Source organism: Microbacterium sp. BF1, assembly GCF_019279095.1.
GTDB lineage: Bacteria > Actinomycetota > Actinomycetes > Actinomycetales > Microbacteriaceae > Microbacterium > Microbacterium maritypicum.
Map to the genome: position 1 here is coordinate 1 of NZ_JAGYWT010000471.1, position 1,891 is coordinate 1,891.

General features: G+C 68.9%; 2 protein-coding genes and 2 pseudogenes. 3 read left to right on the forward strand and 1 reads right to left on the reverse strand.

Going from position 1 to position 1,891, the window contains the following annotated elements; genetic code table 11:
* Positions 1 to 2: 2 nt before the first annotated feature.
* Positions 3 to 760: pseudogene (locus tag KZA10_RS13765) on the reverse strand (carbohydrate ABC transporter permease); the annotation flags it as partial.
* 178 nt (positions 761 to 938) lie between these two features.
* Between KZA10_RS13765 and KZA10_RS13770 the strand changes: the two are divergent.
* The 3 genes and pseudogenes from KZA10_RS13770 to KZA10_RS18235 form a co-directional block, all read left to right on the forward strand.
* The gene (locus tag KZA10_RS13770; protein WP_017831296.1) at positions 939 to 1,472 is read left to right on the forward strand and encodes an adenine phosphoribosyltransferase; all 534 of its coding nucleotides are present in this window, start codon (positions 939 to 941) and stop codon (positions 1,470 to 1,472) included.
* A gap of 102 nt (positions 1,473 to 1,574) precedes the next feature.
* On the forward strand, positions 1,575 to 1,823 hold the full coding sequence (gene purS, locus KZA10_RS13775) for a phosphoribosylformylglycinamidine synthase subunit PurS (protein ID WP_017831295.1): 249 nt from the start codon (positions 1,575 to 1,577) through the stop codon (positions 1,821 to 1,823).
* Positions 1,820 to 1,891 (forward strand): annotated as a pseudogene (locus tag KZA10_RS18235) (phosphoribosylformylglycinamidine synthase subunit PurQ); the annotation flags it as partial. The gene purS and the pseudogene KZA10_RS18235, both read left to right, overlap by 4 nt.

The window sequence follows — 1,891 nt, forward strand, 5'->3', positions numbered from 1 at the left end:
GGTCATCGCGCGTTCTCCTCGGTCGTGGTGGCGATCGTCGATCCGGCGGCGGCCCTGCTCGCCGCCGATCCGGCGGTGCGCGCGCGGCGACGGGCCGCACGGCTCTTAGGGGCGTCTCCGGTGGAGATCCGCCGGGAGATGAGGAAGTTGATCACACCGATCCCGACGAGCAGCAGGAACAGCAGGATCGCGACGTCGTCTGGAACTGGCGGTCACTGCCGCCGATGCCGCCCGCGGTCGACACGTCGAACAGACGAGGCTCGGCGAAGATCTGCAGCCCGCCGATCGTCGCGGTGATGATGACGAAGATCAGGGTCGGACGGATCGTGGGGATCGTGATGGAGAAGAAGCGTCTCGCCGCTCCCGCCCCGTCGAGCGCTGCGGACTCGTACAGGTCGCGCGGCACAGCCTGCATCGCGGCCAGCAGGATCAGGGCGTTGTAGCCCGTCCAGCGGAAGTTCACCATGACCGCGATCGCGATGTGCGACAGCGCGGTGTTGTGCTTCCACTCCTGGTCGGCGATGCCGATGAGGTTGAGGAGGTTGTTGGCCAGGCCGTCGGCCTCGTTGAAGATGCTCTAGAAGATGATGGCGACGGCGACCGGGGTCACGACGAACGGGATCAGCACGCTCATCCGCCAGAAGGTCGGCGCCCGCAGGCCGCGGTCGAGCAGGTAGGCGATCACGAGGGCCACGGCCAGCTGCGGGATCGCGGAGAGCAGGAAGATGCTCAGGGTGTTGCCGATCGAGTTCCAGAACATCCGGCGGCAGTCACGAGGATCCGGTGGCGGGCACGTGTGTTCACAGTTCACTCCTTTGTGGTGGTCGTGCGGTGTGTGGTGCTTTGGGACGCAGTGGGAGCGCTCCCACGAACTGACCAGTCACTCTATGGGAGCGCTCCACGGTGTCAACCCGGCCGCCGCGGGGTACCCTTGGGCAGTGCCCGAAGCCACCCTGTCCCCCGCCCTCGTCCGCGCCGAAGCCCTGATCCGCAATGTGCCGGACTACCCGCAGCCGGGCATCATCTTCCGCGACATCACGCCGCTCCTCGCCGACGCCGAGGCCCTCCGCGTGACGACCGAGGCGATCATCGAGCCCTTCGCCGGGCAGTTCGACGTGATCGCGGGCATCGAGGCGCGAGGGTTCATCCTCGCCAGCGCCGCCGCCATCGCCGCAGGCGTCGGACTCATCCCGATCCGCAAGGCCGGCAAGCTCCCCCGCCCCGCGGCATCCGTCGACTACGCCCTCGAATACGGCACCGCCACGATCGAGATGCACGACGATCTGCCGGCCGGATCCCGCGTGCTGCTCATCGACGACGTGCTCGCCACCGGAGGAACCCTCGCCGCGGGGCGCGAGCTCGTCGAGCGCCTCGGAAGCCACGTCGTCGGCATCTCGGTGCTCTTCGAGATCGACGGTCTCGGCGGCCGCGAGGCAGTCGGCGACCTGCACACCGTCTTCCACTCCGCGTAGTCGGTCGTCCGCTCCGCGGTCGCACACACGCGCCGGGAAAGAGCGCGGGCCCGGGGCAGTAGACTGGGTGCGCCCGTCCGCCCGCGACTCCCGGAGCCGTTCATGCCCACCATCGTCGTCGACGTCATGCCCAAGCCCGAACTGCTCGACCCGCAGGGGAAGGCCGTCTCCGGCGCCTTCGCCCGCCTCGGCGTCGAGGGCTTCACCGACGTGCGCATCGGCAAGCGCTTCGAGCTCACCGTCGAGGGCGAGGTCACCGACGAGGTTCTCGCCGAGGCCAAGCGCATCGCCGACGAGGTGCTCTCCAACTCCGTGATCGAGGATGTCGTCGGCATCGAGGTCGCCGAGTGACCGTCCGCATCGGCGTCATCACCTTCCCCGGCTCGCTCGACGACCGCGACGCGCAGCGCGCCGTGCGC

Bases quoted from the DNA above. Each gene is read 5' to 3' on its own strand.
- purS (WP_017831295.1), top strand. From the start codon at position 1,575: ATGCCCACCATCGTCGTCGACGTCATGCCCAAGCCCGAACTGCTCGAC.